This window comes from Mesorhizobium sp. ISC15 (assembly GCF_037162615.1).
Taxonomy (GTDB): Bacteria; Pseudomonadota; Alphaproteobacteria; order Rhizobiales; family Rhizobiaceae; genus Mesorhizobium; species Mesorhizobium mediterraneum.
Window position 1 is genome coordinate 5575335 of the sequence record NZ_JAVSPX010000001.1, and the last position, 26750, is coordinate 5602084.

Genomic DNA, 26750 nt, shown 5'->3' on the forward strand with positions numbered 1-26750 from the left:
GGTGATGATCCACCTCCTCCCCAGCAGACGGCGGGTGCTCGCGCTTGGCATGGCGGCCATGTTGCCGCCGATCGCCGCCAAGGCTGCGCCGCTGCGCGTCGCGGCGATCGACTGGGGCATGCTGGAGACCTTGATCGCGCTTGGCATCGCGCCGGTCGCGGCGACCGAACTCATCCAGTTTCGCAAACTGGCGGTGGAACCCGAGGTGCCCCGATCGGTAACCGATCTCGGGCTGCGCGGCACGCCCAATTACGAACTGTTGCGCATCGTCGCGCCGGATCTTGTCGCCATCTCCAGTTTCTACGAATACCAGCGCCCGATGCTCGAGCGCATCGCGCCAGTCCTTGCGCAAACGGTCTATGAACCTGGCGTGCCGCCCTACCCGCTCGCCGAAGCGGCGACGCTGGCGCTTGGCGAAAAGCTCGGGCGACAGACCGAAGCGAAACGCTACGTCGACGAGACATCAGGCGAAATCGCGCGACGGCGCGCCACGCTGCCGCCCGCCTCCGGGCGGCCGGTCTTCGTCATCAGCCTTGGCGATTCACGCCATTTCCGTGCCTTTGGCCGGGATTCCATGTTCGGCGACGTGCTACGGCGTCTCGGCGTTGAGAATGCCTGGGCCGACGAGACGAGCTACAGCGCCGCCGCTCCGGTCGGGCTGGAGGCGCTGGCGCGCGTTCCCGACGCCTCGATCCTCGTCGTTTCGCCGCTGCCGGCCGATGTCGGCCGCGCGCTTCCCGAAAATGCGCTGTGGAACGCACTGCCGGCGGTCCGGAACAGCCGTGTCGCCCTGCTCGAGCCGATCAATCACTTCGGCTGCCTGCCCTCGGCACGCCGCTTCGCCCGGTTGGCGACGGCCGCCCTTGCCGGGCAGACTCATGGTTGACCGCGCCATGACCGAGCGCGCCACGGCTGGCCGTGCGCTGTCGCCGATCGCGCTCTGGGGCCTCCTCGCGGCGTTGGCGGCGCTGCTGTTCGCATGGCGCATCAGCACGCAGTGGCCGACCGCGCCGGCGGGCGACATCGATCTCGATCGCATCATCCTTTTCTACAGCACGCTGCCGCGTGCGGTGGTGGCGGTGCTGGCCGGCGCCGTCCTTGGCCTGTCCGGGCTTCTGCTGCAGCGTGTGCTGCGCAACCCTCTGGCCGAGCCGTCGACGCTCGGCATCTCGTCGGGTGCGCAACTGGCAATGACGGCCGCCTCCGTCTATGCGCCGTTTCTGATGGAGCGGTCGCAAGGCACGGTCGCCTTTGCCGGCGGCACTGCTGCGGTGCTGCTGGTGCTGTCGCTGACCTGGCGGCGCGGGCTTGAGCCGGTCTCCGTCGTGCTTGCCGGCATGATGGTGGCGCTCACCGCAAGCGCCATCAGCGCCGCCCTGATCCTCGCCAATGGCGACTATCTGTTCTCGCTGTTCATCTGGGGCGGCGGATCGCTGGTCCAGCAGGATTGGGGGCCGGCCATCGCCCTGTCGACCAGGCTTGCGGTCGGCGCCGGCGCCGCCCTGCTGCTGCTCAGGCCGCTGACGATCCTTGGCCTTGACGACGCTTCTGCGCGCAGTCTCGGCATCGCGCGCCACACCAGCCGCTTCCTCGTCATTGCGCTTGCCGTGTGGATGGCGACCACGGTGGTCGCAGAGGTCGGCGTCATCGGCTTCGTCGGCCTTGCAGCACCGGCGCTCGCCACGCTTTCAGGCGCGCGTTCGCTAGGGCAGAAGTTGCTGGCCGCGCCGTTGATCGGCGCCATCCTGCTGTGGCTGACGGATGGGCTGGTACAGCTTGCGGCTGGCGCCGGTGGCGAACGCATTCCGACCGGCGCGGGCACCGCGCTCCTCGGCGGCCCGGTTTTGCTCTGGCTGTTGCCGAGGCTGCGCCTATTGGAATGGCCGAGCCTGAACACATCAGGCACATCCCCGCGCAAGGCCGGTCGGTTCATCATCCTGCTGCTGCTTCTGCTGACCCTTGTCGCGGCGGTGGTGGCGCTTGTCGTCGGGCGCGGTCCGGCGGGCTGGTCAATCGCCGGTGGCGAGATGCTGGCCGATCTCGCCGCCTGGCGCGCGCCGCGGATCGGCGTGGCGGCAGCCGCCGGCGCCATGCTGGCAGTGGCGGGCGTCGTCATCCAGCGGATCACCGGCAATCCATTGGAAAGCCCCGAGGTGCTGGGGGTCGGTACCGGTGCCGGTGCCGGCCTGACCGCGGTCTTGATGGTCAGCGCCACGGCCGGGCTCGGCTGGCAACTCGCCGGATCCGTTTTCGGTTCGCTGGCGGTGCTGATCGCCATGCTAACCATTGCCGCACGGGCGAAATTCGGCTCCGAGCGGTTGCTGCTTGCCGGCATTGCCATGAGCGCGCTGTGCAGCGCCGTGATCACCGCGACGATCGCCATGGGAAATTCGCAATCCTATGTCCTGCTGCGCTGGCTCAGCGGCTCGACCAGCCAGGCGACCGGCGCCGATGCCTGGGTGGCCTTGGCGTGTCTGATGCTGTTGACGCTGCCGCTGTTTCTCGCCGCCCGCTGGCTCGATATCTTGCCGCTCGGCGAGGATACCGCACGCGGGCTCGGCCTGCCGATCGCGGGCGGACGACTGACGCTGATCGTGCTCGCAGCAATCCTCACCGCGCTTGCCGCGATGTTCGTCGGGCCGCTGAGCTTCGTCGGTCTCATCGCGCCGCACCTTGCAGGGCTGATCGGCTTTGCCCGCGCCCGCCTTCACCTCGCCGGCGCGGTCCTTGTCGGCGCGCTGCTGATGATCGTGTCGGACTGGCTGGCGCGCATGGTGGCGTTTCCATACGAACTGCCCGTCGGCCTGTTCGCCTCGCTGCTTGGCGGACCTTATCTCGTCCATCTGCTCGCAAAAGGAGTGCCGCGCCATGGTTGAAATGCCGAGGAACCTCAAGGCATCCGCCGAAATCATGCTGTCTTGTCCGCAAGACATCATGAAGCGGCTTTGCGCGCATTTTGCCGACCATGGCGATGTCGCCGTCGACGGCGCCCGCAGCCGCATCGACACGGCCTTCGGCTCGGCCAGCATGGAAGCCTGCCAAAGCTGCCTGAAGGTTTTTGCCGAAGGCAAGGACGAGACGTCCCTGGCTTATGTGAAGCTCTCCATCGCCGAGCATCTGCTGCATTTCGCAGCGGCGGAAAACCCCAGCATCATCTGGCAGGGCGACGGTGCAGCAGGTCAGCCGCTACCCTATTTCCGCGAGATGCGCGTTGTGCGGACCGCCGATGTGACACCGCATATGCGACGGCTGACCCTGGCCGGAAGCGACCTTGGACGCTTCGCAACGGGCGGGCTTCATGTCCGTCTGCTGCTTCCCAAGGATGGCGCAGTACCCGCCTGGCCGGTCACCGGCGTGGACGGCCGTCCGGTATGGCCGGAAGCGGAACGGCGGCCGGATGTGCGCGTCTACACGATCCGCCGCATCGACGTCGAAAAGGGAGAGGTCGATATCGACTTCGTATTGCATGATGGCGATGGCATGCCCGGCGCGCGTTTCGCGGCCAATGCACGGATCGGCGATATCGTCGGGATGACCGGCCCGGGCGGCGGCGACGTGCCCACAGCCGACTGGTGCCTGCTTGCCGGCGACGAGACCGCCCTGCCCGCGATCGGCCGCATCGTGGAGGCGCTGCCGGCGGGCGTGCACGCCGTCGTTCGCATCGAAGTCGCTGATGGCGACGAGGAGCAGAAGCTGGTTTCCCAGGCCACACTGGACATAAAATGGCTGCACAGGAATGGCGTGGCCCCAGGCAAATCCGCTTTGCTTCAGGACGCGGTCCGGAACGTGCCTTGGCCCGAAGATGGGCGCAGCGTCTTCGCCTGGGTCGGCTGCGAGCACAAGAGCTTCCGCGCCTTCCGGTCCTACCTCAGGCAGGACCGGAAGCTGCCGCGCGACGCGCACCTCGTCGTCGCCTATTGGCGTTGCGGCTTCGAAGGCGATACCGCGCGGCAGAGCGACCAAACCTGAGTTTGGCTGGCTCCGCCTTCAATCGACCAGCACAGCGACCACTGCGGTGCAGTCGCCCGCCTTGACCAGTCCGGGGAAATGCCGCGCGGCCAGAAGGCCGGACATTCTTGCCCTGATCTCCTGCGGTGCGGAACCGGTGCGGCCGATGGAATGGATGCGCGCCAGGACCTGGCCCTCTTCGACGGGCTCGCCGAGATCGATCATCGTTTCGATCATTCCGTCATCCTCGGCAAACGAGAAGCAATCGCCCGACGGCATGTCCAGCCAGCGGGTCGGCTGCATCTCGACCGCACCGGCGACAATGCCGGCATGGCGCAGCACATTGAGCGCCCCGCGACGAGCGATCCGCACCGTTTCCGCGCGAGAAGTCCCACCGCCGCCAAGCTCGGTGGTGATGAACAGCTTGCCCATTTCTTCGGCGGCAGTGTCGAACATGCCGACCGCGTCGATCTCCAGCATCTTCATCGACCACGGTGCCGAGAACGCCTCGACCGCGGCGAAGCCCTTCGCCTCCAGCACCTTGTCGGGCCGGATATGGGCGGCGCAGAACGGCACGAAGTCGAGTGTCTTGCCGCCGGAATGGAAGTCGAGCGCAATGTCTGTGCGCGGCAAGAGTTCGCGCTGGAAGTAGTCGGCGATCTTCTCGGTCACCGTGCCGTCTGGCCGGCCTGGAAAGCTGCGGTTCAGATTACCCTTGTCGATCGGCGAGGTGCGGGTGCCGGCGCGGAACGCCGGATAGTTCATCGCCGGCACGATGATGACCGTGCCGCTGACGTGCTTCGGATCGAGCGTGCGGGCGAGATCATAAAGCGCCAGCGGCCCCTCATATTCGTCGCCATGATTGCCGCCGGTGAGCAACGCGCTCGGCCCGTTGCCGTTACGGATCACGCAAATCGGGATCATCACCGATCCCCAGGCTGAGTCGTCACGGCTGTAGGGCAGCCGCAGGAATCCGTGCTGCACGCCGTCGCGGTCGAAGTCGACGGTCGGCGTGATCGGCGATGGGCGAAGCTGGGACATCGGGCTCAATTCTTCACCACCAGCTTGCGCGGCACGTTGGCCAGGCACTCGACGCCAGTCTCGGTGATCAGGATGGATTCGGTGATCTCGAGCCCCATCGTCTCCAGCCACAGGCCAGTCATGAAATGGAAAGTCATGCCGGGCTTCAGCTCGGTGCGATCGCCAGGGCGCAGGCTCATCGTGCGTTCGCCCCAGTCCGGTGGATAGGAAAGCCCGATCGGATAGCCGGTGCGGTTATCCTTGACGATGCCATATCTCTTCAGCACGGCGAAGAAGGCATTGGCGATGTCTTCGCATGTGTTGCCGGGCTTTGCCGCGGCAAGCCCAGCCTCCATGCCTTCCAGCGTCGCCTTTTCGGCATCGAGGAATTCCTGCGTGGGTTTACCAAGGAACACAGTCCGCGAAAGCGGACAATGGTAGCGGTTGTAGCAGCCGGCGATCTCGAAGAAGGTGCCCTCGCCCGACTTCATCGGCTTGTCGTCCCAGGTCAGATGCGGCGCCGACGCATCGGCGCCCGACGGCAGCAGCGGCACGATCGCCGGATAGTCGCCGCCGATACCGTCGACGCCGCGCGTGCCGGCATCATAGATCTCCGCGACCAGATCGCACTTGCGCATGCCGACTTCGATCTTGTCGACGATGCGCTGGTGCATCGCTTCCACGATGCGGGCGGCCTTGCGCATATAGTCGATCTCGGTCGGGCTCTTCACCGCGCGCTGCCAGTTGACGAGAGCCGTGGCGTCGACGAAGCGCGCATTGGGCAGATGTTTCTGCAGTGACGCGAAGGCAGCGGCCGAGAACCAGTAATTGTCCATCTCGACGCCAATGCTAAGCTTGCCCCAGCCGCGATCGGCCAGCACCTGCGAGAGAAAATCCATCGGGTGGCGTTCGGTCGACTGCACATAGTGGTCGGCATAGCCGACGATGTTGTCGTGGGCGAGATAGGCGGTGCGCTTGGCGCCGTTGGCGTCCTGGCCGCGCCCGTACCACACCGGTTCGCCCGACGGCGGCACGATGACGGCCTGATGCACATAGAACGACCAGCCGTCATAACCGGTCAGCCAGGCCATGTTGGATGGGTCGCTGACAACAAGCAGATCGACGCCCTTGGCCTCCATGGCCTTCCGTGTCTTGGCCAGGCGCTCCGCATATTCGCCGCGCGAGAATTTGAGATTAGGCTGCATTGTTCTTGGTCCTCGTTTGTTGGGCCTTGCGGCCAGCATCAGCTTTCGAAAATCGTACCGGCATTCCCCGCTCGGGCACGGTCGCGGGCGAGCGTGGCGATCGCCGTATCCTGCACGCCGGTGCCGGTGAGGTCGGCGATGGTGATGTCGCTAGCCGAGCGCCGGCCATGTCTTTCGCCGGCGATGATCTGGCCAAGCTCGGTGATCTCGGCATCGGCCGCCATCACGCCCGTCGCGATGGCATGATGCAGTTCGCCCAGCAGCCGCGTCTGTTTCGCGCTGTCGGCGACGTAGAGATCGGCCATGCGCAGGATCGCCGGAGCGATCTCGTTCTTGTGCTCGGCATCCGAGCCCATAGCGGTGATGTGCTGGCCGGCGGAGATGAAGCCGGCCTTGATCAGCGGCTCGGTCGACGGCGTCGTGGTGACGATGATGTCGGCGCCGGCCGCCGCTATTGCCGCATCGGGCTCCGCACGCACGACAATTCCCAGTCTTTCGCGCAATGCATCCACCGCGGCTTCGGCCTTGGCGGCGTCCCTGGCCCAGATGCGGGCCTCGGCGATCGGCCGCACCAGCCTGAGTGCCTCGAGCTGCAGCCCGGCCTGGATACCGGCGCCGAAGATCGCGGCAATCGAGGAGTCCGGCCGCGAAAGGTGTTTCGCCGCGACCGCTCCAGCCGCCGCCGTGCGGACGTCGGTCAGATAGCCATTGTCGAGCAGCAGGGCCTCGACCAGTCCTGTTTTTGACGACAGCAGCACCATCATGCCGTTGACGCTGGGTAGGCCGAGCTTCGGATTGTCGAAAAAGCCGGGACTAATCTTTATCGCAAAACCGTCGATCCCAGGCACATAGGCGGTCTTGACGTCGACCTCGCCGCGATGCTCGGGAATGTCGAGCCGTAGGATCGGCGGCATCGCCACCGGCAAGGTGGCAAGCGCGCGGAAGGCGTTCTCGACGCAGGCGACGGCATCGAGATCGAGCTTAACGATCGCGCGCAATTCGGCTTCGGTGAGTATCGTCATCCGGCTCATGCGGCGCTCTCCTCAATTGCTTCGCCACAAATTACTTTCCTGTGCAGCGTCATGTCGATGTTGCGGCCCGACAGAATGAGCACTGTGGGGCCGCTCGCCCTGACCTTGCCGGCAAGCACGGCGGCGATGCAGACCGCGCCGGCGCCTTCGACGATCTCGCGCTCCTGTTCATAGGAATGGCGGATGCCGGCGGCGATCTCGTCCTCGCTGAGCAGGATCACGTCGTCGAGCAGGTCGCCGCACATCGAAAAGGTCAGCCGGTTGTCGAGGCCGATGCCGCCGCCGAGCGAATCTGCCAGCGTTGGCAGTTCCTCGACCAAAACTGGATGTCCGGCATCGAGGCTTGCCTTCATCGCCGCACCGCGCGCCATCGAAACGCCGATGACCTTCGTGCTCGGGCTTACACCCTTCACGGCAGCGGCGACACCCGCCGCCAGCCCACCGCCTGACAGCGGCACCAGCACCAGGGCGGCGTCCGCAACCTGCTCGATGATCTCCAGCCCGAGCGTCCCTTGTCCGGCGATGATATCAGGATGATCGAAGGGCGGCAGCATGACCAGTCCCTCTTCCGCGACCAATCGATCGACCTCTTGCTGCGCATCGTCCTGACTGTTGCCGACGATGCGGATCTCGGCGCCGAGCCGGCGGATTTCGTCGAGCTTATTCTGCGGCACCAGTCGCGACATGCAGATCGTCGCACGCAAGCCTTCGAGCTTCGCCGCATGGGCCAGCGCCCGGCCATGATTGCCGGTCGAGGCGGCGACCACGCCACGCGCCTTCTCGTCGGTGTTCAGCGACGCGATGGCGTTCGAGGCGCCGCGCAGCTTGAAGCTGCCGGTGATCTGCCGATGTTCGAGCTTGAGATAAACAGGCGCGCCCAAGTGCCCGGAAAGACTCGGGGAAAGCGCGGTCGGTGTGCGCTCGACCTTACCTGCGATACGCTCGCGGGCAGCGCGGATATCGGAGAGGGTGACGTCGTTCGCGGTCATGGCCTTTGCTCTGCAATCAATTCAACGGCAGCGTCATCAGACGGCCGAATTCGGCGCGCGGCTCATCGTCGCCGCAAAGCCGCAGGCAGTTCCAGGCCGTTGCCTGGTTGCTGGTGACGACCGGACGGCCGATCGCCTCTTCCATGCCGACCACAGCAAGCGCGGCCCGCAGCGCCGTGCAGGAGACGAACAGCGCGTCCGCCTTCGCATCGGTCGCCTCGCGCGCCAGATCGACCAGCGACGCCGGCGCAATCCGTGCCATCTCGCGGTCGTCCTCGAAGCCGAGGCAGGTGAAGCTGGCGATCTCGAAACCATGCGCCGCGAAATAGGCCGCCATCGGCCGGCTGGTCTCGACCGTGTAGGGCGTGAGAATGCTGATCGTCCTGGCGCCCAGCGCCTTCAAGCCACGCACCCCTGCCGTCGGCGGCGTGACCACGGGCACGCCGGGCTTGGCTGCCTGCACCGCCGCCTCGATCTCGGCATCGCCGATGACCACCGAGGCCGACGTGCAGGAATAGCAGATCGCGTCGAGCGGCTCGTCGGGCAGGATGAGCGCCGCGCCCGCGGTAAGCGACGGCTGCATCTTGCGCAAATTCTCCTGCGTCGTCGGATTGGCGTAGGGGATGCGCGCGACATAGACGCCTACCCGGTCGCTTGCCACCATGCGGCGAAAATCCGGCTCGGTCGTATGGTCGGTGGCAAGGATGATCAGGCCGACGCGCTTTTCCAGCGGACGCGCGTCGAGCGCCGGCCGTGTCGAGTGCAAGCGGATGTCGACAGGAGTGGTCACCACCCGCTCCTTGCCAACGGTTTGCACTCTACGGCGCCCTCCTCTGTCCTGCCGGACATCTCCCCCACACGGGGGGAGATCGGCAGCTTCGCTGACAGCGCCTGTTCATCAACATTGGAGATTGGCGAAAGCAACGGTGACAGCCAATCTCCCCCCAAGTGGGGGAGATGTCCGGCAGGACAGAGGGGGGCGCCGTAGAGCAAGGGCATTGCAGGAACCACTGTCATGTTTCGATCCGCCCATAGCGGCGTTCCAGCCAACGCAGCAGCACGACCGAGAATAGGCTGATGACGAGGAAGAAAGCGCCGACCAAGGTCATCGGCTCGACATAGCGGTAATAGGTGTTGGCGACGCTCTTAGCCTGGTTCATCAGTTCCAGCACGGTGATCGCCGAAAGCAGCGGCGTCTCCTTGAACATGGCGATGAAGTAGTTGGCAAGCGCCGGGATCATCGGCGGAATAGCCTGCGGCATGATGATGTGGGTCCAGGTCTGCCTGGCGTTGAGATTGCAGGCCTTGGCGGCTTCCCACTGGCCGCGCGGCACATTCTCGATGCCGGCGCGATAGACTTCGGCCGTGTAGGTGCCGTAGTGCAGGCCGAGGCCGATGACGCCCGCCACCAGCGGCGGCAGCAGGATACCGATATCCGGCAGCACGTAGAAGATGAAATAGAGTTGCACCAGCAGCGGCGTGCCGCGGATGAACTCGGCGAGGAAGCCGACGGTGCGCGACAAGCCCTTGTTCGGCGAGCGCCGCGCCAGCGCGATGGCCAGCCCCACGATCGCGGCCAGAACCGAGCCGAGCAGCGTCGCCAGGATGGTGATCTTCACGCCCTGGATCAGCGTCGGCATGATCTCCCAGACGAAATTCCAATCCCACTCCATTATGAGACCCGATCCATCAGACACGCACCCCGTCTAGGCCGCGCGCCATGCGCCTTTCAAGCGATCGAACACCCCAGGAAATGATCAGCGCAAGGACGAAATAGATGATGAGGATGGTGGTGAACGGCACCAGCGTGTTGCCGGTCTGCGAGCGCACCACTTGCGCCTGGAAGGTCAGGTCGGTGAGCGAGATCAGCGAAACCACGGCGGTGGCCTTGAGCAATTCGATGGCGTTGTTGCCGAAGGTCGGCAGCATGACAAGCAGCGCCTGCGGCAGGATGACATGGCGCATGGCTTGCCAGCGGCCGAGATTGAGCGCGGTGCAGGCCTCGTACTGTTCGCGGCCGATCGACTGGATGGCGCCGCGCACTACCTCCGCCGCATAGGCGCCGACATTGAGGCCAAGCGCCAGCACGCCGGCCTGCAGCGGCGTCAGCGAAATGCCGATGAAGGGCAGCACGAAATAGGCCCAGAACAGCTGCACGAAGATCGACGTGCCGCGGAAGAATTCGATATAGGCGGTGGCCAGCGCTCGAATGGCGAAAAAACGCGACAGCCGTCCCAGCCCGGCGAGAAAGGCCATGATCAAGGCAAGCACCGAGCCCATCAGCGTCAGCTCGATGGTGATCAGCGCTCCCTGCAATATCAGGCCGAAATAGCCGGACCATTGGGTCATGAAGTCAAGAGTTTCCAACGTTTACAGTTGTGCGAGGCGGTAGTCTTGGCCCCTTCTCCCCGTTCACGGGGAGAAGATGCCGGCAGGCAGATGAGGGGCAGGGCCAGCTTCGTAAAACTTTGTGCTGTCCCTCATCCGGCCTTGTTTGTGCATGTCGTTATCCCAAAACCGCTGCGCACTTTTGGGCGACATGCATTAGGACCACCTTCTCCCCGTGAACGGCGAGAAGGAAAAAGGCGCCTACTTTGCCGAGCAGAGCTTGTCGCGGCTCGTCGACATCGCCGCCGCCGCCGAGAAGCCGTAAGGCTCGATGATCTTGGCGAACTCGCCGGACTGCTTCAGCTTGGCCAGCTCGACGTCATAGGCGTCGCGCAGCGCCTCGTCGCCCTTCTTGAACGCCGCGCCGTCGCAATAGACCGGCGCGCCGACCACCGGAGCGACGACTTCGAGGTTCGGATCGTTGGCCTTCTTGACCAGATCGTTGATCGACAGCACGGGCAGCGAATAGGCATCGATACGGCCGTCCTGCAGCATTTTCAGGCCGCTCTGGCCATCCGGCACGACGATGACGCGGTCACGCGGCACGCCAGCGGTGAGCGCCAGCTTCTCCTCGGTGCCGCCGCCCGGCGCCCCGATCGTCGCGGTGGCATCCTTGGCGACATCCTCGTAGCTCTTGAAGCCCTTCGGATTGCCCTTCTTCACCAGCATCGCCTCGGCGTCGCACAATACCGGCTCCGAATAGACGACCGCTGCGCAACGCTCCGGCTTCATGAACAGGCCGGCAGTGACGACGTCGAAACGGCCTGCCTGCAGGCCGGGGATCATGGCGCCATATTCCGAGATCGAGGCGACGATGTCGTTGACGCCGAGGCGCTTGAAGATCTCGCGCGCCACATCGGGCGCCGCGCCCGAAACCTTGCCGTCGGCCGCAACCGCCGTATAGGGCGGCTCATTGGCGATGGCGACGCGGGCGAAGCCCTGTGCCTTGAGCTCTTCGAGCTTGCTGTCGTCGGCCGATCTCGCGGTCGATGCGGCCAGAATCGCGGTCAGTGCAACACCGGCCACGCCGGCCAGAATGCCAAGTTTCTTCATTGTTCCCAACTCCTTGCTTCTCTTCTTGGTTCGCTTTGGTCGAGACGGCTTCGCCGCCCTTGAGGACGGCGTTGCCGCCTTGGCATGGCGGTCAGACGCGATGTCCGGCCGCGATGATCTTCTTCAGGAAGCCTTGCGTGCGCTCCTGCTTGGGATTGCGGAAAATCTCGTCGGGCTTGCCTTCTTCGACAATCTTGCCGCGGTCAAAGAACAAAACCCGGTCGGCGAAATCATGGGCAAAACCCATTTCGTGGGTGACGAGCAGCATGGTCATGTCGGTCTCGGAGCAGAGTCGCCACAAGACGTTCAGCACCTCCTCGACCAGTTCTGGATCGAGCGCCGATGTCACCTCGTCGAACAGCATGATCCTGGGCTGCAGGGCCAGCGCCCGGGCGATCGCCACGCGCTGTTTCTGCCCACCGGAGAGCTGTGCCGGCATCGCTTTGGCCTTGTCGGCCATGCCGACCATGTCGAGCAGCTCCATCGCCCGCTTTTCGGCGGCGGCGCGCGGCATGCCCTTGGTCAAGATCGGCGCCAGTGTGACGTTGTCGATGACGCTCTTGTGCGGAAACAGGTTGAACAGCTGGAAGACCATGCCGATCTTCTGGCGCATTCTTGCCAGATGCCGTTCGTCGGCGGCCAACAACTGGCCGTTGCGCTCCATGTGGTAAAGCTGCTCGCCGTCGATCTGGATGTGGCCGCTGTCGATCCTCTCCAGCGTCATCAGGATGCGCAGGATCGTCGTCTTGCCCGAGCCGGACGGGCCGATCAGCGCCAGCTTCTCGCGCGGCATGACCTGCATCGACAGGCCGTCCAGCACCTTGAAGGTGCCGAAGCTTTTCGAAATGCCGTCGATCTTGATGATGGGCGCGGACAATGAATTTCCCCGTGCTGGAGAACCTGGTGCCTTCAACGATGCGGAACGCGCCAAATCATGTCAATCAGGAAAATAATATCATGACAATGTTTCTGGCTCCGCACAATTTCGCGGCAATGTCTGCCTAGATCGCCAGCAGAAGATGCTCCGGATCGCCGAGCAGAAGTTTGGTGACAACGCTCAAGCCGGCGCGCAGTTCCCCCTCGGTGGTCGAGCCCAGCGAGATCCGCACTGCCGGCTGCCATGGCTCCTGCGAAATGCGGAAGGATGTGCCTGGCGCGATCGCCACGCCCTGCAAACGGGCCTGTGAGACGAAACTCTCCTCGGCGCGGTCGCCGGGCAGCTGCAGCCACAGATGCAATCCGTCGCGATGGACACGGTAGTCGACCCCGGCAAGCACTTCGGCGGCGATCTCCTGCCGCCGCCGCAGCGCCGAACGTTGCCAGCGGACGAGCTCCATCGCCGTGCCGTCGGCCACCCATTTTGTGGCGATCTCCGCCACCAGTGGCGTCGCCATCCAGTTGGAGACGAGATGCCGGTTGGCGACGGCGGCTACATAGCGGTCAGGCGCCGCGAGGTAACCGATGCGCAGGCCCGGCACCACGATCTTGGTGAAGGAGGTGACGTAGAGCGTGCGCTCTGGCGCGAAGGCGGCGACCGGCGGCGGCCGGCCCTCGACCAGGGGGCCGAGCACGTCGTTCTCGATGATGGCGATGTCGTGCTTGCGCGCCACCGCGGCGATCTGCTCGCGCCGTGCGGCATCCATCAGTGTTGCGGTCGGGTTGATCACCGAAGGCTGCACGAATACGGCGCGGATATCGGACAACCGGCACGCCTCGTCGAGCGCCTCCGGGATCACGCCATTGTCGTCGATCGGCAGTCCTTCGAGGTTGAAGCCGAGATAGCGCGCCAGCGGGATCAGCGTGTGATGGCCGATCGCCTCGGTGGCGACGGTCGAACCCGGCGGCGCCACGCTCATCAGCGCCACCGTCATCCCGGCCGTGGCGCCGTTGGTCAGGCTGACATTCTGCGCGGACACATCGAGACCGCAGAGCCGCAGCCAGTCGACCGCGACGGCGCGGTGGCGCGGAAACACCATGTTCGGCCGGAACGACAGCGCCGAGCTGGACGGCAGGTTCTCGGCGAGCCAGCCCAGCGCCTGCTTTAGCCGCTCCAGATGCATCGGCTCGCACACCGGCTTCAGGATGGAGAGGTCGATGACCTCGCCGAGGCGCTCCGGCAGGTATGGCGGCTCCGGCTCGCGGCGCTGTGTCTGGACGAAGCTGCCGCGGCCGATCTCGCCGGAAACCAAGCCCCGGCGGATCAGTTCCTCATAGGCGCGACTGACCGTCTGCACCGAAAGCTTCAGGTCGTCGGCCAGCCGGCGATGCGTCGGCAGCCGCGCGCCGTTGGCCAGCCGCCCGTCATGGATCGCACGCGCAAACTGGTCGGCGAGCGATTGATAGGCCGGCCGCCGGATGAGCGCGGGATCTGGACGCCACAATGTCATGACTTATTAGAGATCGAAATCAGTGCAATTGACAATCGAAATAATGCGCCGTCATGGTGTCGGGCAAGAAAAAAGCAGACGCTCATGGCCGCATTGAAACTCGATCAGATCGACCTCAAAATCCTCGACGCGGTTCAGCGCGACGGGCGCATCACCAAGCTGGCGCTGGCCGACAAGGTTGGCCTGTCGCCGACGCCGTGCTGGATGCGGCTGCGCAAGCTGGAAAAGGCCGGCATCGTCTCCGGCTATCACGCCAAGGTTGCGATGCGCGCCGTCGCGCCGGTCGCCACCGTGCTGATGGAGGTGACGCTGGCCAGCCACCGACAAGCCGATTTCGACCGCTTCGAGCGCGTCATCCGCGATGTTCCCGAAATCGTTGCCTGCTGGTCGGTGGGCGGCGGCGTCGACTATCTGCTGAAAGTGATGGCGCGCGACATCGACGCCTATCAGCGGCTCGTAGACGCGCTGCTCGAACGCGAGATCGGCATCGATCGCTATTTCACCTACATCGTCACCAAGACGGTGAAGGAGGAGATTTCCTTGCCGGTGGCGGATCTGCTGCCGGTGTCGTCGTAACGCTAGAGAGATCGTCTACCCGGGCGATGCAATAGAGACAATCTCTCTACGCAACGGCGTTGAAACAGTCTCTCTGTCTGCACCGCGCGCATAGTCTCTCCACATCGCCTCGACATCGGGAGACCTCGAACATGTCCGCGCATTTTGCCCGCCCACACCGCCATGATGCACTCGACCGCCTCGCCGACCGCCGGCTGCTGCGCGAACTCGCCTATGTCGACGGCCATTGGACGGCGAGTGAGGCCGCCGAGAGCTTCGAGGTGACCGATCCTGCCACAGGCGCCACCGTCGCCTTCGTTGCCGCGCTCGATGCCAAACAGACGAGCAAGGCGATCGACGCGGCCTCGCGCGCCTTTCCGGCCTGGCGGGGACTTTTGCCGCAGGAGCGCTCGAAAATCCTGCGAAAATGGTTCGACCTGATCATCGCTGCCAAAGAGGATCTGGCGCTCTTGATGACGCTCGAGCAGGGCAAGCCGCTTAGGGAAGCGCTTGGCGAGATCGACTACGCCGCCTCTTTCGTCGAGTGGTATGCCGAGGAGGCAAAACGCCTTAACGCCGAAAGCGTCACCAGCCATCTGCCGAACGCCGAGATGATGGTGCGGCGCGAGCCGCTTGGTGTCGTCGGCGTCGTCACGCCGTGGAATTTTCCCGCGGCCATGCTGACCCGCAAGGCGGCCGCCGCCCTTGCCGCCGGCTGCACCATCGTCGCGCACCCCTCGTCTGAAACGCCGCTATCGGCACTGGCGCTGGCCGAGCTCGGCGAACGCGCCGGCCTGCCGGCAGGCGTCTTCAACGTTCTCACCGGCAAGGCTTCGACCATCGTTGGGCGGATGTGCGAAGACGCTCGCATGCGGGCCATGAGCTTCACCGGCTCGACCGAGATCGGCAGGCTGATCGCGGCGCAAAGTGCGCCGACGATGAAGCGGCTGGTGATGGAGCTTGGCGGTCATGCGCCGCTGATCGTCTTTGCCGACGCCGATCTCGACAAGGCTGTGACCATAGCCGTCGATGCCAAATTCGCCACGTCCGGCCAGGATTGCCTCGCCGCCAACCGCATCTATGTCCAGCGCCCGATCTACGATCGTTTCTGCGCCGCCTTCGCCAGGCGCATCGACGCGTTGCGTACAGGCAATGGCCTGGCCGATGACACCGACATCGGGCCCTTGATGCACGAGCGCGGCGTCAAGAAGGTCGAGGAGCAGGTCGCCGATGCGCTCGCCCATGGCGCACGCTGCCTCACCGGCGGCAAACGCGATTCTGCAGGACCGCTGTTCTACCAGCCGACCCTGCTGGCCGATGTCACCGACGACGCGCTGATCATGCGCGAGGAAACTTTTGGTCCGGTCGCCGCGGTGACGCCCTTCGACAGCGAAGAGGAAGTCGTCGCCCGCGCCAACGCCACCGAGTACGGCCTCGTCGCCTATGTCGTCACCGAGAACGGCGGCCGCCAGTTGCGCATGGGCCGCGCGCTCGACTACGGCATGGTCGCCATCAACCGGGTCAAGATCACCGGCGCGCCGATCCCGTTCGGCGGCGTCAAACAGTCCGGCATCGGCCGCGAGGGCTCGCGCCATGGGCTCGAAGCCTTTACCGATCTCAAATACCTCTGCCTGGATGTGGCCTAGGCCGCGCCCCACACTTTTCCTTAGGAGTAAAAAAGATGCTCGACCAGTCCAACGAACTCGCCGCTTGGGACCGCGACCACTTCTTCCATCCCTCGACCCATATGGGCACCCACGCGCGCGGCGAGAGCCCGACCCGCATCATCGCCGGCGGCGAAGGCGTCACCATCTGGGACAATAATGGGCGCAAGAGCATCGATGCTTTCGCCGGGCTTTACTGCGTCAATGTCGGTTATGGCCGCCAGAAAATCGCGGATGCCATCGCCGCGCAAGCCAAGAACCTCGCCTACTACCATGCCTATGTCGGCCACGGCACCGAGGCGTCGATCACGCTCTCCAAGATGATCATCGACCGCGCCCCGCAAGGGATGTCGAGGGTCTATTTCGGCCTCTCCGGCTCCGACGCCAACGAGACCAACATCAAGCTGATCTGGTACTACAACAACGTGCTCGGCCGGCCGGAGAAGAAGAAGATCATCTCGCGCTGGCGCGGCTATCACGGCTCCGGCGTCATGACCGGTTCGCTGACCGGGCTCGACCTGTTCCACAACGCCTTCGACCTGCCGCGTGCGCCGATCCTGCACACCGAGGCGCCCTACTATTTCCGCCGCGCCGACCGCTCGATGAGCGAGGAGCAGTTTTCCCAACACTGCGCCGACAAGCTCGAAGAGATGATCCTGGCCGAGGGCCCGGACACGATCGCCGCCTTCATCGGCGAGCCGATCCTCGGCACCGGCGGCATCGTGCCGCCGCCCGCCCTCTACTGGGAAAAAATCCAGGCGGTGCTGAAGAAGTACGACGTGCTGCTGGTCGCCGACGAAGTGGTCACCGGCTTCGGCCGGCTGGGCACCATGTTCGGCTCCGACCATTACGGCATCAAGCCCGACCTGATCACCATCGCCAAGGGCCTGACCTCGGCCTATGCGCCGCTGTCGGGCGTCATCGTCGCAGACAAGGTCTGGCAGGTGCTGGTGCAGGGTTCCGACAAGCTCGGCAGCATAGGCCATGGCTGGACCTATTCGGCGCATCCGATCTGCGTTGCCGCCGGCGTCGCCAATCTCGAGCTGATCGACGAGATGGACCTGGTGACCAACGCCGGCGAGACCGGCGCCTATTTCCGCGCCGAACTGACGAAAGCCGTCGGCGGCCACAAACATGTCGGTGAGGTGCGCGGCGACGGCATGCTGGCGGCAATCGAGTTCGTCGCCGACCGGGACGACCGCGTGTTCTTCGACGCCTCGCAGAAGATCGGGCCGCAGGTCGCGACCGCCCTTGCGGCAAGCGGCGTCATCGGCCGCGCCATGCCGCAAGGCGACATTCTCGGCTTCGCGCCGCCGCTCTGCCTGACGCGCGAAGAGGCCGACATCGTCGTGTCGAAGACGGCGGATGCGGTGAAGAGCGTGTTTGCCAACATCTGAAAACTGACATGAACGCCATGACCAAAACCCTCCCCGCCACCATGGCCGCCGTGCAGCTGACTGGTCACGGCGGACCGGAAAAGCTCGTCTACCGCACCGACGTGAAAGTGCCGTCGCCCGCCCCTGACGAAGTGCTGATCAAGGTCACCGCTTGCGGCATGAACAACACCGATGTCTGGGTGCGACAGGGCGCCTATGGCACGGAGGAAGATGCTGCCGCCGTATCGACCTGGCGGCGTCAGGGCAACACGCTGACCTTCCCGCGCATCCAGGGCACCGACACGGTCGGCCACATCGTCTCAGTCGGCGATGGTGTCTCGCCGAACCGTATCGGCGAGCGGGTGATGGTCGACTTCTCCATCTACAACCGCGACGACGATTCACTCGCCGACATCGACTATATGGGCCACGGCCGCGACGGCGGCTATGCCGAGTATCAGACCGTGCCGGCCGAGAACGCCCATGTCGTCGACACCGAGTTGACCGATGTCGAACTCGCCACCTTCTGTTGCGCCTATCTCACCGGCGAGCAGATGCTGGAACGTGCCGCATTGAAGGCCGGCGAGCGCGTGCTGGTCACCGGCGCGTCGGGCGGCGTCGGCTCCGGCATCGTGCAGCTGGCGCGGGCGCGCGGCGCCGTCCCCTATGCAGTCGTCGGCAAGGGCAAGGAACAGGCCGTGCTCGACATCGGCGCCGAGGCGGTGATCACCCGGGGTGTGGCCGACCTGCCGGCTGCGGTAAATGAGGCAACCGGCGGCCAGCCGATCGACGTGGTTGCCGATCTGGTCGGCGGCGCGATCTTCAACGATCTGCTGCGCATCCTCAGGCCCGAAGGCCGCTACACCACAGCCGGCGCAATTGCCGGCCCGGTCGTGCAGCTCGATCTGCGCACCATGTATCTCAAGCAGTTGCAGTTGCACGGCTCGAGCCAGGGCACGCGGCACGACTTCCGCCGTATTGTTCGCTACATCGAAGACAAGAAGATCCGGCCGCTGGTCGGCGGCGTCTACAGGCTCTCCGATTTCCACCGCGCCCAAGCGGATTTCATCGCCAAGGATTTCGTCGGCAAGCTGGTGGTCGTTCCAGACGCCATTTCGGATCTCGCAGCGACCCGTTGATAGCCAACACTAACAAGGACTCGGGCTGTTCGCCGACACGGTGAGATCGAGCGCGACATGGCCTTGCGGCGCGCCGAAACGAAGGAAGGCTTCCGACAGCGTCGCGAACACCGGTCCGGCATCGCCTCTCAGCTTCGTGCAGAAATTCTTCGACCTGTCGAAGACGCCCGAAATCTTGAGGAAGTCGATGCAGCCGTAGATCTCATCCATGTGATGGCCCTCGCCGAGCGGATAGAGCGAGAACTGCGCGGCGACCTCTTGTCCGAGTTTTTTCGCACCATCGACATGCGCCCGCGCCGCGCCGATGCGCTCGGCCAGGGACAGCTCGTGGCTGCTGCCGGAAATCGGTGTGCAGATCGGATCGTCAGGCTCGCCCGGACAGCCGCGCGACACCGTCGCCGACAACACGCAATGCAAGCCACTCGCCGCCGCCGATGCGAAGAGGTCGCGCATGGCCGGGAAAAGCTGTTCCGGCGGGCCGACGATCAGCGTCGAGATGTCGTCGGTCTCGATGCGGAAATTCGGTCGATACGGATCGAGCGCCGAAAGCGCCCCAAGGATGACGCCGACGAAATCGTCGCACATCGGATACAGGGAAATCTGTGCACCTGAAAACATGGTCGCCTCGCTCCGCTGGCATTACCCAGATCAGCTTGAGGGACCGAAGGCTTGCACCCACCATCTCAGCCCCGGCAATACGGAGCGCCCCTGTCGATATGGGCGACGTAGCACCCGCGCAACGGATGTTCAAGTGTGGCCCAGGGCAATCGTTCCCAGCAATCGCTTCAGACCAATTACCGAGCTTGGCGGCGCCGCCGAAGCTGCCGATCTCCCCCCTTGCGGGGGAGATGCCGGCAGGCAGAGGGGGTGCTTCCCTCCGACCTGTCAATCGATCGCAGCCGCGCCCTCAAGCTGATTCGGGTTGGCAAGGCTGAAGTCGAAAGTTGGCGATCCTTCACACCCCCTCTGTCCTACCGGACATCTCCCCCGCAAGGGGGGAGATTGGATACCGCTTCGGCTTCGCCAATCACCAAGGCCCATTCAGCTCTGGCTTTGGACGACCTGATCAGCTCTGTGATCCGACCTGCTTGACCGCGGCTTCGAGCGATCTTTCAAACGCGTCGATCATCTGATCGACCTGGGGCTCTGCGATGATCAGCGGCGGGCAGAAGGCCAGCGCGTCGCCCATGTTGCGCGAGATGACGCCGTTCTGCTGCATGAAGCCGTTGACAAGCCCGCCCAGCGCGCCGGCCGTCTCCCACGGCGTCTTGGTCACCTTATCGCCGACCAGTTCGACCGCCGCGATCAGGCCGACGCCACGCACCTCGCCGACAAGCGGGTGCGAAGCGAGGTTGCGCAGCCGTTTCTGCATATGCGCGCCGACCGTGCGCGCATTGCCGACAAGGTCGCGCTCCTCGATCAGCTTCAGGTTCTCGAGCGCGACCGCCGCCGCGACGGGATGGCCGCCGCCGGTGAAGCCATGACCGAAGGTGCCGATCCGATTGCTTTCGTCGGCAATCGGCTCGAACATTTTCTCGTTGATCAGCAGGGCCGAGATCGGCAGGTAGGAGGAAGAGATCTGCTTCGACAGCACCATGATGTCAGGCCTGATGCCGAAGGTCTGCGAACCGAACATCTCGCCGGTTCGGCCAAAACCGCAGATGACCTCGTCGGCGACGATCAGGATGTCGTACTTCGACAGGACCGCCTGTATCTTCTCCCAGTAGCCGGCCGGGGGAACGATGACGCCGCCGGCGCCCATGATCGGCTCGCCGAAGAAGGCGGCGATGGTTTCCGGGCCCTCGGCCAGGATCAGCTTTTCCAAGTCGTCGGCAAGCCGGCTCGAAAACTGCTCTTCGCTCTCGCCTGGCAGCGCCTCGCGCCAATGGTGCGGTGTCGACGTGTGCAGCACATTGGCGATCGGCAGGTCGAAGGAAATGTGATTGTTGGGCAGGCCGGTCAGGCTTGCCGAGGCGATGGTGACGCCGTGATAGCCGCGAATGCGGCTGATGATCTTCTTGCGTGCCGGCTGGCCGAGCGCATTCGACCGGTACCAGATCATCTTCATGGCCGTGTCGTTGGCCTCGGAGCCGGAATTGGTGAAATACGCCTTGCTCATCGGCACCGGCGCCATCTGCACCAGCTTCTCGGCGAGATCGATCAGCGGCGAATGCGATTTGGAGCCGAAGTCGTGATAATAAGGCAGCTTGGACATCTGGCGCACCGCCGCATCGACCAGCCGCTTCTCCGAGAAGCCGACCGCGACGCTCCAAAGCCCGGCCATCGCCTCGATGTAGCGGTTGCCGGCCAGATCCTCGACATAGATGCCGTCGCCCTTCTCGATCACGAGCGGCCCTGCCTCCTCATGCTTGCGGGCATTGGTGTAGGCGTGCATGTGGTAGCTGATGTCGCGGGCTTCGGGAGAATTCGGTCGTGCGTCCATGATGGTTCCTGTCCTGCATGCCGGGACTAGGCCCTGCCGCCGTTTCGGCGCGTATCGCCTCTTGCATTATGCTGTTGGATGCATCTGTTTCTCGTAAGGGTGTCAAGCCCTTTCCGAAGGGCTGGCGGGTGGACGCAGACATGCTGAATTTCAGCTTCGAGGTCGCAGAACGCGAGAACCTGCGCGGAGCCGCCTATGCGCATCGCCGGATCGTGATCGTCGAACGGCTCACCGGCAGCACAACAACAAGGCTGAGGTGGCCCGATCATGGACCATGTCGACTGCATCGTGGCCGGCGCCGGCGTCATTGGCCTCGCGATTGCGCGAGAGATGGCGCAACGCGGCCCTGGACAACCTGATCCTCGAAGCCGAGAACGCCATCGGCACCGGGACCAGCTCGCGCAATTCCGAGGTCATCCATGCGGGCATCTACTATCCGGCCGGATCGCAGAAGGCCCGGCTCTGCGTGGCAGGCCGGGAACAGCTTTACCGTTATTGCGAGGAGCGGGCGGTTCCGCATGCGCGCTGCGGCAAGCTCATCGTCGCCACAGATGCCGAACAGGAGCCGGCGCTTGCTTCCATCCTGGCCAACGCCTCTGCTTGCGGCGCGGGCGACCTGACACCCTTGACCGCAGCAGAGGCACGCGCGCTAGAGCCCAAGCTGCGGTGCACGGCCGCCGCCCTGCTGTCGCCCGCCACCGGCATCATCGACAGCCACGCCCTGATGCTTGCTTTGCGGGGCGACGTAGAGGAGCACGGGGGCACTCAGCCTCAACACCCGCATCGTCTGCGGCCGCATCGAGGGTGGGCGCATCGTTCTCGACACGGTCGACAGCACCAGCGGCGAGCGCTTTGAGATCGTCACCGCGCGCTTCATCAACGCCGCCGGGCTTGGCGCCACGACGCTTGCCCGCTCACTTGACGGGCTCGACCCGCAATTCGTGCCGGAACTTCGCTATGCCAAGGGCAATTATTTTTCGGTCGCCGGCCGGGCGCCGTTCTCGCGGCTGGTCTATCCCATACCCGAGCCGACACCGCGCGGGCGTGCCGCTGCCAAAGGCATAATCCAAACGCCCGTAAGCCATCCGTAAGCCGGGGTCGCAGAACCTCGGTCCGTCGATCACAGCCGATCACCGGAAGCCTCGAGCTCTCCGGAACCGTCGGCTCCATGACGAGGAGGGTTCGATGCGATTCGACAACGATCACGCGCCGCTCCGCCGGGACGACGCGCTATCCGAATGGCATACTGCCTCGGCGCTGGCCGAGCTCTTGTCCTTCGAGCCGTCGAGTCTCGACGCGAAACCGAAGGCTGCGGGTCCTGGCCGGACCGCGGAGGCGCTTTCACGATTTGCGGCGGCGATCCGGGCGCGTATGGCCGGTCCTGGCGGCTACTACAATCTTGGCAACGCGCTCGGGCTGGTGATGGGCGTCACGATCCAGCTCGCCGCCCCTCAGGGATCCGGCATGCGCGGCGGCGCCGCGCTGTTCGACTCTTTCGCTGGCAGCAGCAGTGCGGTGGCGCTGACCTTGGCAACGCTGGTCTTCTTCTGCAGCGGCGAGGTCTATCACCGCGCCTGGGCCGGGCGGGATGTCCCCGATCCAGCGCTTAACCGCCTCGCCGATCTCCTGTCGGGGATCGGCGCGATCGGGCTTGGCGCAGCACTGTTCCTGTTCGGCCAGCCGGTGCTGGCGGCGACCGCCGGACTGCTGCATGCGCTCGGCAAGTTCGGCAGCGCCGCCTACAGGCCCGGCGCCAGCGTGCCCGGGTGGCCGGCTGGATGGCCCGATCCGTTCCGCAGTGCGGTGCTGGCCAGCCGCCTGCCGGCGATGCTCGCGGCGGCGCTGTCGATGGGCGCCGCCTTGCCTGAGGTGTGGTTGGGCGGTTCCCCTGCCCTCGTTGCCGCGCCGCTGACATTGCTTGCCTGCTATCTGCTGTGGGCCAGGGCCGACCTACTCCTGTTTGCCAACAGCGCTGGCGAAAGCGCGCCCGCACTGCCCACCACGGCACGGCCCATGCCCTTGCATCCTCGACCGCCCAAGGCAACCAAACGACCGGGACCATCGATATGAAGCACCGTTTCGAAGCTATACCGAACCCAAGCTGCCGGTTCGAGATCTGGGACAATGAGAACGACGAGCCCGTCGTCCATCACGACCGGCTGCTCACCTTCGCCTCGGCGAAGTTGGCGGCAAGGATCGCCGACTTCCTCAACGAGGGCCGCAGCCACCGGCGCCGCGCCGGCGCCGCCAAATGGCGAGTTGCGGACCGCGATGTCGACCGGGGAGGATGATCGCCACGCTGCTCTACCTCGGGGAAATCCAGGTCTCCCTGACCTTGGCGTCCATGCCGGTATTCAAGGCTAGCGCCAAGGATCCACTGCTGGGCTGGATCGCATCCGGAAGCAGTCTTCACATCAACCTCGGCGGCGAATCCACCTACGATGTTTCCCTCAAGGGCAGTGCCCAGGCCGCCAAGGCCTTTGCGGCAGCCTGCAACTCATGAGACCCTGCAGTTCGTGAGAACCTGTAGTTCATGAGAGCGTCGGAGGAGCGTCGCCATGACCGATGAGCCAAGCCGTGAGCCGGCGCGTGATCCCCAGGATTTGGAGCGCCTGCTGGTTTCCCGGCAGTGGGTGGGAGACATCGACGGCATGGCCGCGCTTTTTGAGCAGAACGCCGTCGTCGACAGCGGTGAAGGGCAGCTGACGCGTGGCCGGGAAGCGATCCGGGCACTCTTCGCGGAGATCACCGCAACGGGCCGAAAATTTGCTGCCGGAAATCAGGCCCCGGCTGTTGTCAGCGGAGACCTGGCACTCACCTCAACCCATCTTCCCGATGGCACCGTGACCGCCGAGGTCGCCCGCCGCCAAGGCGACGGAACATGGCTGTGGGTCATCGATCGATTCTCCGTTGCATAACATCGGGCCCGACGCATGATCCACCGGGAAAATCGGAATCGATTTTCCCGGTGGATCATGCGAACGGGCGCACGGCGCTGTAGCGCAAAGGCGTGAAACCGTGCAGTTTTGGATTTCGAAGTTCCCGAGCGACGATGCCGGCGATGGAGCAGGAACTTCGAATTCAATTATGATGTATGATGCATCAGTGCGCTGTCTGCGAATGGTCGCCGCCCGGCTGCGAAATGCCGCCCAGCGCTTCGCCGGCCCAGGCCGCCTCGCCATTCGCGGCGAGATCGCCGAGCGAGACAATGCCAACCAACCGCCGGTCGCGGCTGATCACCGGCATTCGCCGCAGTTTGAGATTGCCCATGTTCTGAAGGACATCGTCGACTTCCTGGTCGTCAAAGCAGCATTGCACCTCCGCGCTCATCACGTCCCTGATCTTGGCGTCGGGGCCTCTGCCCTCCGCGATGCCGCGGACGGCAATGTCGCGGTCCGTGATCATGCCGACCAGCCGGTCATTCTCGCCGACGGGCAGAACACCGGCGTCAAGATCGGCCATGGCTCGTGCGGCATCCCGCAAGGACTGCTCCGGACTGGCGACCTGAACATTCTGTGTCATGCACTCGCTGATTCTCATGGCTTTCTCCTCGAGGTGAAGCGCCCCGCCAAACCTGTGATCAAGGGTGTGATCGGGGGAGAATGAACGCCTTTCGGAATCGTTCCATGTTTCGACCACGCGCGACCGGATGGGCGATGCGGCAGAGCTTCCACCAATGGCCATATCCGTGACGACGGGAACCATAATCCGGCACAATGGTTGAGTGGTGACCAAGTGATCCTCCCCGAGCAAAACGGAAAACGGAAGGAACGATCATGCGCATGTTGACGACAATTGCCGCCCTTTCGGGATTGGCCCTGGCGCAGCCGATCCACGCGCAATCCACCGACCCGCAGCTTCCCCAAATCGCACCCCCGGCCCCGGAAGTCCTGCCCGATCCAAGCCTGCCTAACCAAACGCCGCCCGACCAAGCCCTGCCGGATCAAGCGCTACCGGATCAGGGTTTCACGGACCAGAACTTTACCGGGATTGCGATCGTCGCCCTCGAGGATTTGCCTCCGGAACTCAAGACACAAGCCGAGGCCGTGATCACCCAGACCAGCGTTGAAGATCTGCTCACCCTGCAGAGCTCGATCGATGCGTCGCCGCAGGCAGCAACGGCGCTGGCGGCAAGCGGGCTGGATTCCTCGCAGGTTGTCGCTGCCAACATCGATGGCGATGGCATGCTGACGCTGATCATCCAGACAACGACCTGATCGGGCCGGGCGTGGCTGACCGGAGCACCCGGCTTCGGCCGTAAAGACCCAGTACAGCGGAGCACCGTCATGGTCGAAGCCGCAGTTCGCAACTTCACCCTCAACTTCGGGCCGCAGCATCCTTCTGCTCACGGCGTCCTGCGGCTGGTGCTGGAACTGGACGGCGAGATCGTCGACCGCGCCGATCCCCACATCGGCCTGCTCCACCGCGGCACGGAAAAACTCATCGAGTACAAGAATTATCTGCAGGCCTTGCCCTATTTCGACCGGCTCGATTACGTGGCGCCGATGAACCAGGAGCATGCGTTCTGCCTCGCCGCCGAGAAGCTGCTCGAAATATCGGTGCCGAAGCGCGGACAGCTTATCCGTGTTCTCTTTTGCGAAATCGGCCGGCTCTTGTCACATCTCCTCAACGTCACGACCCAGGCCATGGACATCGGCGCGCTGACCCCGCCGCTCTGGGGTTTCGCCGAGCGCGAGAAGCTGATGGTCTTTTACGAGCGCGCCTCCGGCGCCCGCATGCATGCGAATTATTTCAGGGTCGGCGGCGTGCACCAGGACCTGCCTCCGAAGCTTCTGGACGACATCTGGGCTTTCTGCGACCCGTTCCTCAAGGTCTGCGACAACCTCGACGAATTGCTCACCGGCAACCGCATCTTCAAGCAGCGCAATGTCGATGTCGGTGTGATCGGGCAGGACGACGCCTGGGCCTGGGGCTTCTCCGGCCCCATGGTGCGCGGATCGGGAGCGGCATGGGATTTGCGCAAGGCACAGCCATATGAATGCTACCCCGAGATGGATTTCGACATTCCGGTCGGCAAGAACGGCGACTGCTATGACCGCTATCTCGTCCGCATGGAGGAAATGCGCCAATCGGTCCGGATCATGAAGCAATGCCTGGAGAAATTGAGAGCGCCCGAAGGCCGCGGGCCGGTCGCGATCCCGAACCAGAAGATCACGCCGCCGCCGCGAGCGACGATGAAGCGCTCAATGGAAGCGACGATCCACCATTTCAAACTCTACACGGAGGGTATTCGCGTGCCCGCTGGAGAAGTCTACGCCGCCGTGGAGGCGCCGAAGGGCGAGTTCGGCGTCTATCTGGTTTCGAATGGCAGCAATACTCCGTATCGATGCAAGATCCGGGCGCCGTCCTTTGCCCATCTGCAGGCGATGGATTTTCTGTCGCGGGGGCACATGATCGCCGATGTCGCTGCGATCATCGGGTCGCTCGATATCGTATTCGGCGAGATCGACCGCTAGAGCATTTTGCAGCCAAGCGGAATCACTTGGCGTCGCAGAAATGCGGCTAAAACAAACAGATAGAGCGGGATGTCT

General features: G+C 64.5%; 27 protein-coding genes and 1 riboswitch. Of the genes, 14 read left to right on the top strand and 13 right to left on the bottom strand.

Features of this window, described 5'->3' with window-relative positions; translation table 11 throughout:
• Nucleotides 1–4 precede the first annotated feature (4 nt).
• Genes RPG13_RS26915 through RPG13_RS26925 form a run of 3 tightly spaced genes read left to right on the top strand, consistent with a single transcriptional unit; the run spans nt 5 to nt 3969 of the window.
• On the top strand, nt 5–886 hold the full coding sequence (locus RPG13_RS26915) for an ABC transporter substrate-binding protein (protein ID WP_337126416.1): 882 nt from the start codon (nt 5–7) through the stop codon (nt 884–886).
• Nucleotides 879–2876, top strand: coding sequence for a Fe(3+)-hydroxamate ABC transporter permease FhuB (gene fhuB, locus RPG13_RS26920; RefSeq protein ID WP_337126417.1), 1998 nt, complete (start codon nt 879–881; stop codon nt 2874–2876). Before RPG13_RS26915 ends, fhuB begins: the two co-directional genes overlap by 8 nt.
• The gene (locus tag RPG13_RS26925) at nt 2869–3969 is read left to right on the top strand and encodes a siderophore-interacting protein (RefSeq protein WP_337126418.1); all 1101 of its coding nucleotides are present in this window, start codon (nt 2869–2871) and stop codon (nt 3967–3969) included. Before fhuB ends, RPG13_RS26925 begins: the two co-directional genes overlap by 8 nt.
• Before the next feature lie 18 nt (nt 3970–3987).
• On the opposite strand, the gene doeB is transcribed toward RPG13_RS26925, so the two are convergent.
• From doeB to ehuR, 10 genes are all read right to left on the bottom strand, one after another.
• Nucleotides 3988–4989 (bottom strand): N(2)-acetyl-L-2,4-diaminobutanoate deacetylase DoeB, encoded by a 1002-nt coding sequence (doeB, locus tag RPG13_RS26930; RefSeq protein ID WP_337126419.1) that lies wholly within the window; start codon nt 4987–4989, stop codon nt 3988–3990.
• Nucleotides 4990–4994: 5 nt separating this feature from the next.
• Nucleotides 4995–6173: an ectoine hydrolase DoeA gene (doeA, locus tag RPG13_RS26935; RefSeq protein ID WP_292652096.1), complete on the bottom strand. Its 1179-nt coding sequence runs from the start codon at nt 6171–6173 to the stop codon at nt 4995–4997.
• A gap of 38 nt (nt 6174–6211) precedes the next feature.
• A complete protein-coding gene (eutC, locus tag RPG13_RS26940; RefSeq protein ID WP_337126420.1) occupies nt 6212–7204 on the bottom strand; it encodes an ectoine utilization protein EutC in 993 nt (330 codons plus the stop codon).
• Nucleotides 7201–8193 carry a hydroxyectoine utilization dehydratase EutB gene (gene eutB / locus RPG13_RS26945; protein WP_337126421.1) on the bottom strand — a complete coding sequence of 331 codons (993 nt, stop codon included), beginning with the start codon at nt 8191–8193 and terminating at the stop codon, nt 7201–7203. Before eutB ends, eutC begins: the two co-directional genes overlap by 4 nt.
• Before the next feature lie 16 nt (nt 8194–8209).
• Nucleotides 8210–8983: an ectoine utilization protein EutA gene (gene eutA / locus RPG13_RS26950; protein ID WP_337126422.1), complete on the bottom strand. Its 774-nt coding sequence runs from the start codon at nt 8981–8983 to the stop codon at nt 8210–8212.
• Between the two features lie 223 nt (nt 8984–9206).
• A complete protein-coding gene (gene ehuD, locus RPG13_RS26955; protein WP_128241337.1) occupies nt 9207–9866 on the bottom strand; it encodes an ectoine/hydroxyectoine ABC transporter permease subunit EhuD in 660 nt (219 codons plus the stop codon).
• A 16-nt stretch (nt 9867–9882) separates the two neighbouring features.
• Entirely contained in the window at nt 9883–10542 is a 660-nt protein-coding gene (gene ehuC / locus RPG13_RS26960; RefSeq protein WP_126105535.1) for an ectoine/hydroxyectoine ABC transporter permease subunit EhuC, read from the bottom strand.
• Between the two features lie 240 nt (nt 10543–10782).
• Complete coding sequence (ehuB, locus tag RPG13_RS26965) at nt 10783–11634, bottom strand: ectoine/hydroxyectoine ABC transporter substrate-binding protein EhuB (RefSeq protein WP_095489142.1); 852 nt, start codon at nt 11632–11634, stop codon at nt 10783–10785.
• A gap of 91 nt (nt 11635–11725) precedes the next feature.
• Nucleotides 11726–12511, bottom strand: coding sequence for an ectoine/hydroxyectoine ABC transporter ATP-binding protein EhuA (gene ehuA, locus RPG13_RS26970; RefSeq protein ID WP_095489141.1), 786 nt, complete (start codon nt 12509–12511; stop codon nt 11726–11728).
• A 124-nt stretch (nt 12512–12635) separates the two neighbouring features.
• Nucleotides 12636–14021, bottom strand: coding sequence for a MocR-like ectoine utilization transcription factor EhuR (gene ehuR / locus RPG13_RS26975; RefSeq protein WP_095489140.1), 1386 nt, complete (start codon nt 14019–14021; stop codon nt 12636–12638).
• A gap of 93 nt (nt 14022–14114) precedes the next feature.
• On the opposite strand from ehuR, the gene RPG13_RS26980 reads away from it, so the two are divergent.
• The 4 genes from RPG13_RS26980 (at nt 14115) to RPG13_RS26995 (ending at nt 18755) form a co-directional block, all read left to right on the top strand.
• Nucleotides 14115–14597, top strand: coding sequence for an Lrp/AsnC family transcriptional regulator (locus RPG13_RS26980; RefSeq protein WP_164759216.1), 483 nt, complete (start codon nt 14115–14117; stop codon nt 14595–14597).
• Between the two features lie 131 nt (nt 14598–14728).
• Nucleotides 14729–16222 (top strand): NAD-dependent succinate-semialdehyde dehydrogenase, encoded by a 1494-nt coding sequence (locus RPG13_RS26985; protein WP_337126423.1) that lies wholly within the window; start codon nt 14729–14731, stop codon nt 16220–16222.
• A gap of 35 nt (nt 16223–16257) precedes the next feature.
• Nucleotides 16258–17637, top strand: coding sequence for an aspartate aminotransferase family protein (locus tag RPG13_RS26990; RefSeq protein ID WP_337126424.1), 1380 nt, complete (start codon nt 16258–16260; stop codon nt 17635–17637).
• A gap of 8 nt (nt 17638–17645) precedes the next feature.
• Nucleotides 17646–18755, top strand: a complete 1110-nt coding sequence (locus RPG13_RS26995; RefSeq protein ID WP_337126425.1) for an alcohol dehydrogenase family protein — start codon at nt 17646–17648, stop codon at nt 18753–18755.
• Between the two features lie 9 nt (nt 18756–18764).
• Here RPG13_RS26995 and RPG13_RS27000 read toward each other — a convergent pair whose 3' ends face one another.
• Entirely contained in the window at nt 18765–19373 is a 609-nt protein-coding gene (locus RPG13_RS27000) for a YkoF family thiamine/hydroxymethylpyrimidine-binding protein (protein ID WP_337126426.1), read from the bottom strand.
• Nucleotides 19364–19475, bottom strand: a riboswitch (TPP riboswitch). Its footprint overlaps the gene before it by 10 nt.
• Nucleotides 19476–19821: 346 nt before the next feature.
• Complete coding sequence (locus RPG13_RS27005) at nt 19822–21198, bottom strand: aspartate aminotransferase family protein (RefSeq protein ID WP_337126427.1); 1377 nt, start codon at nt 21196–21198, stop codon at nt 19822–19824.
• Nucleotides 21199–21472: 274 nt separating this feature from the next.
• On the opposite strand from RPG13_RS27005, the gene RPG13_RS27010 reads away from it, so the two are divergent.
• The 5 genes from RPG13_RS27010 (at nt 21473) to RPG13_RS27030 (ending at nt 24116) form a co-directional block, all read left to right on the top strand.
• Nucleotides 21473–22054, top strand: coding sequence for an NAD(P)/FAD-dependent oxidoreductase (locus RPG13_RS27010; RefSeq protein WP_337126428.1), 582 nt, complete (start codon nt 21473–21475; stop codon nt 22052–22054).
• A gap of 329 nt (nt 22055–22383) precedes the next feature.
• Nucleotides 22384–23268, top strand: a complete 885-nt coding sequence (locus RPG13_RS27015; protein WP_337126429.1) for a hypothetical protein — start codon at nt 22384–22386, stop codon at nt 23266–23268.
• Nucleotides 23265–23489, top strand: coding sequence for a hypothetical protein (locus RPG13_RS27020; protein ID WP_095489135.1), 225 nt, complete (start codon nt 23265–23267; stop codon nt 23487–23489). Before RPG13_RS27015 ends, RPG13_RS27020 begins: the two co-directional genes overlap by 4 nt.
• Nucleotides 23486–23701, top strand: coding sequence for a hypothetical protein (locus RPG13_RS27025; RefSeq protein ID WP_292711609.1), 216 nt, complete (start codon nt 23486–23488; stop codon nt 23699–23701). Before RPG13_RS27020 ends, RPG13_RS27025 begins: the two co-directional genes overlap by 4 nt.
• 55 nt (nt 23702–23756) lie before the next feature.
• Nucleotides 23757–24116, top strand: a complete 360-nt coding sequence (locus tag RPG13_RS27030) for a YybH family protein (protein WP_337126430.1) — start codon at nt 23757–23759, stop codon at nt 24114–24116.
• A 184-nt stretch (nt 24117–24300) separates the two neighbouring features.
• On the opposite strand, the gene RPG13_RS27035 is transcribed toward RPG13_RS27030, so the two are convergent.
• A complete protein-coding gene (locus RPG13_RS27035) occupies nt 24301–24738 on the bottom strand; it encodes a CBS domain-containing protein (protein ID WP_095489132.1) in 438 nt (145 codons plus the stop codon).
• Nucleotides 24739–24974: 236 nt separating this feature from the next.
• Between RPG13_RS27035 and RPG13_RS27040 the strand changes: the two genes are divergently transcribed.
• Together RPG13_RS27040 and RPG13_RS27045 are read left to right on the top strand one after the other, a co-directional pair.
• Complete coding sequence (locus tag RPG13_RS27040; protein WP_127293095.1) at nt 24975–25415, top strand: hypothetical protein; 441 nt, start codon at nt 24975–24977, stop codon at nt 25413–25415.
• 69 nt (nt 25416–25484) lie between these two features.
• Nucleotides 25485–26675, top strand: coding sequence for an NADH-quinone oxidoreductase subunit D (locus tag RPG13_RS27045; RefSeq protein WP_127293097.1), 1191 nt, complete (start codon nt 25485–25487; stop codon nt 26673–26675).
• Nucleotides 26676–26750: the final 75 nt, after the last annotated feature.

Bases quoted from the DNA above. Each gene is read 5' to 3' on its own strand.
- RPG13_RS26915 (WP_337126416.1), top strand. From the start codon at position 5: ATGATCCACCTCCTCCCCAGCAGACGGCGGGTGCTCGCGCTTGGCATG.
- fhuB (WP_337126417.1), top strand. From the start codon at position 879: ATGGTTGACCGCGCCATGACCGAGCGCGCCACGGCTGGCCGTGCGCTG.
- RPG13_RS26925 (WP_337126418.1), top strand. From the start codon at position 2,869: ATGGTTGAAATGCCGAGGAACCTCAAGGCATCCGCCGAAATCATGCTG.
- doeB (WP_337126419.1), bottom strand. From the start codon at position 4,989: ATGTCCCAGCTTCGCCCATCGCCGATCACGCCGACCGTCGACTTCGAC.
- doeA (WP_292652096.1), bottom strand. From the start codon at position 6,173: ATGCAGCCTAATCTCAAATTCTCGCGCGGCGAATATGCGGAGCGCCTG.
- eutC (WP_337126420.1), bottom strand. From the start codon at position 7,204: ATGAGCCGGATGACGATACTCACCGAAGCCGAATTGCGCGCGATCGTT.
- eutB (WP_337126421.1), bottom strand. From the start codon at position 8,193: ATGACCGCGAACGACGTCACCCTCTCCGATATCCGCGCTGCCCGCGAG.
- ehuD (WP_128241337.1), bottom strand. From the start codon at position 9,866: ATGGAGTGGGATTGGAATTTCGTCTGGGAGATCATGCCGACGCTGATC.
- ehuC (WP_126105535.1), bottom strand. From the start codon at position 10,542: ATGACCCAATGGTCCGGCTATTTCGGCCTGATATTGCAGGGAGCGCTG.
- ehuB (WP_095489142.1), bottom strand. From the start codon at position 11,634: ATGAAGAAACTTGGCATTCTGGCCGGCGTGGCCGGTGTTGCACTGACC.
- ehuR (WP_095489140.1), bottom strand. From the start codon at position 14,021: ATGACATTGTGGCGTCCAGATCCCGCGCTCATCCGGCGGCCGGCCTAT.
- RPG13_RS26985 (WP_337126423.1), top strand. From the start codon at position 14,729: ATGTCCGCGCATTTTGCCCGCCCACACCGCCATGATGCACTCGACCGC.
- RPG13_RS26990 (WP_337126424.1), top strand. From the start codon at position 16,258: ATGCTCGACCAGTCCAACGAACTCGCCGCTTGGGACCGCGACCACTTC.
- RPG13_RS26995 (WP_337126425.1), top strand. From the start codon at position 17,646: ATGAACGCCATGACCAAAACCCTCCCCGCCACCATGGCCGCCGTGCAG.
- RPG13_RS27000 (WP_337126426.1), bottom strand. From the start codon at position 19,373: ATGTTTTCAGGTGCACAGATTTCCCTGTATCCGATGTGCGACGATTTC.
- RPG13_RS27005 (WP_337126427.1), bottom strand. From the start codon at position 21,198: ATGGACGCACGACCGAATTCTCCCGAAGCCCGCGACATCAGCTACCAC.
- RPG13_RS27010 (WP_337126428.1), top strand. From the start codon at position 21,473: ATGTCGACTGCATCGTGGCCGGCGCCGGCGTCATTGGCCTCGCGATTG.
- RPG13_RS27015 (WP_337126429.1), top strand. From the start codon at position 22,384: ATGCGATTCGACAACGATCACGCGCCGCTCCGCCGGGACGACGCGCTA.
- RPG13_RS27020 (WP_095489135.1), top strand. From the start codon at position 23,265: ATGAAGCACCGTTTCGAAGCTATACCGAACCCAAGCTGCCGGTTCGAG.
- RPG13_RS27025 (WP_292711609.1), top strand. From the start codon at position 23,486: ATGATCGCCACGCTGCTCTACCTCGGGGAAATCCAGGTCTCCCTGACC.
- RPG13_RS27030 (WP_337126430.1), top strand. From the start codon at position 23,757: ATGACCGATGAGCCAAGCCGTGAGCCGGCGCGTGATCCCCAGGATTTG.
- RPG13_RS27035 (WP_095489132.1), bottom strand. From the start codon at position 24,738: ATGAGAATCAGCGAGTGCATGACACAGAATGTTCAGGTCGCCAGTCCG.
- RPG13_RS27040 (WP_127293095.1), top strand. From the start codon at position 24,975: ATGCGCATGTTGACGACAATTGCCGCCCTTTCGGGATTGGCCCTGGCG.
- RPG13_RS27045 (WP_127293097.1), top strand. From the start codon at position 25,485: ATGGTCGAAGCCGCAGTTCGCAACTTCACCCTCAACTTCGGGCCGCAG.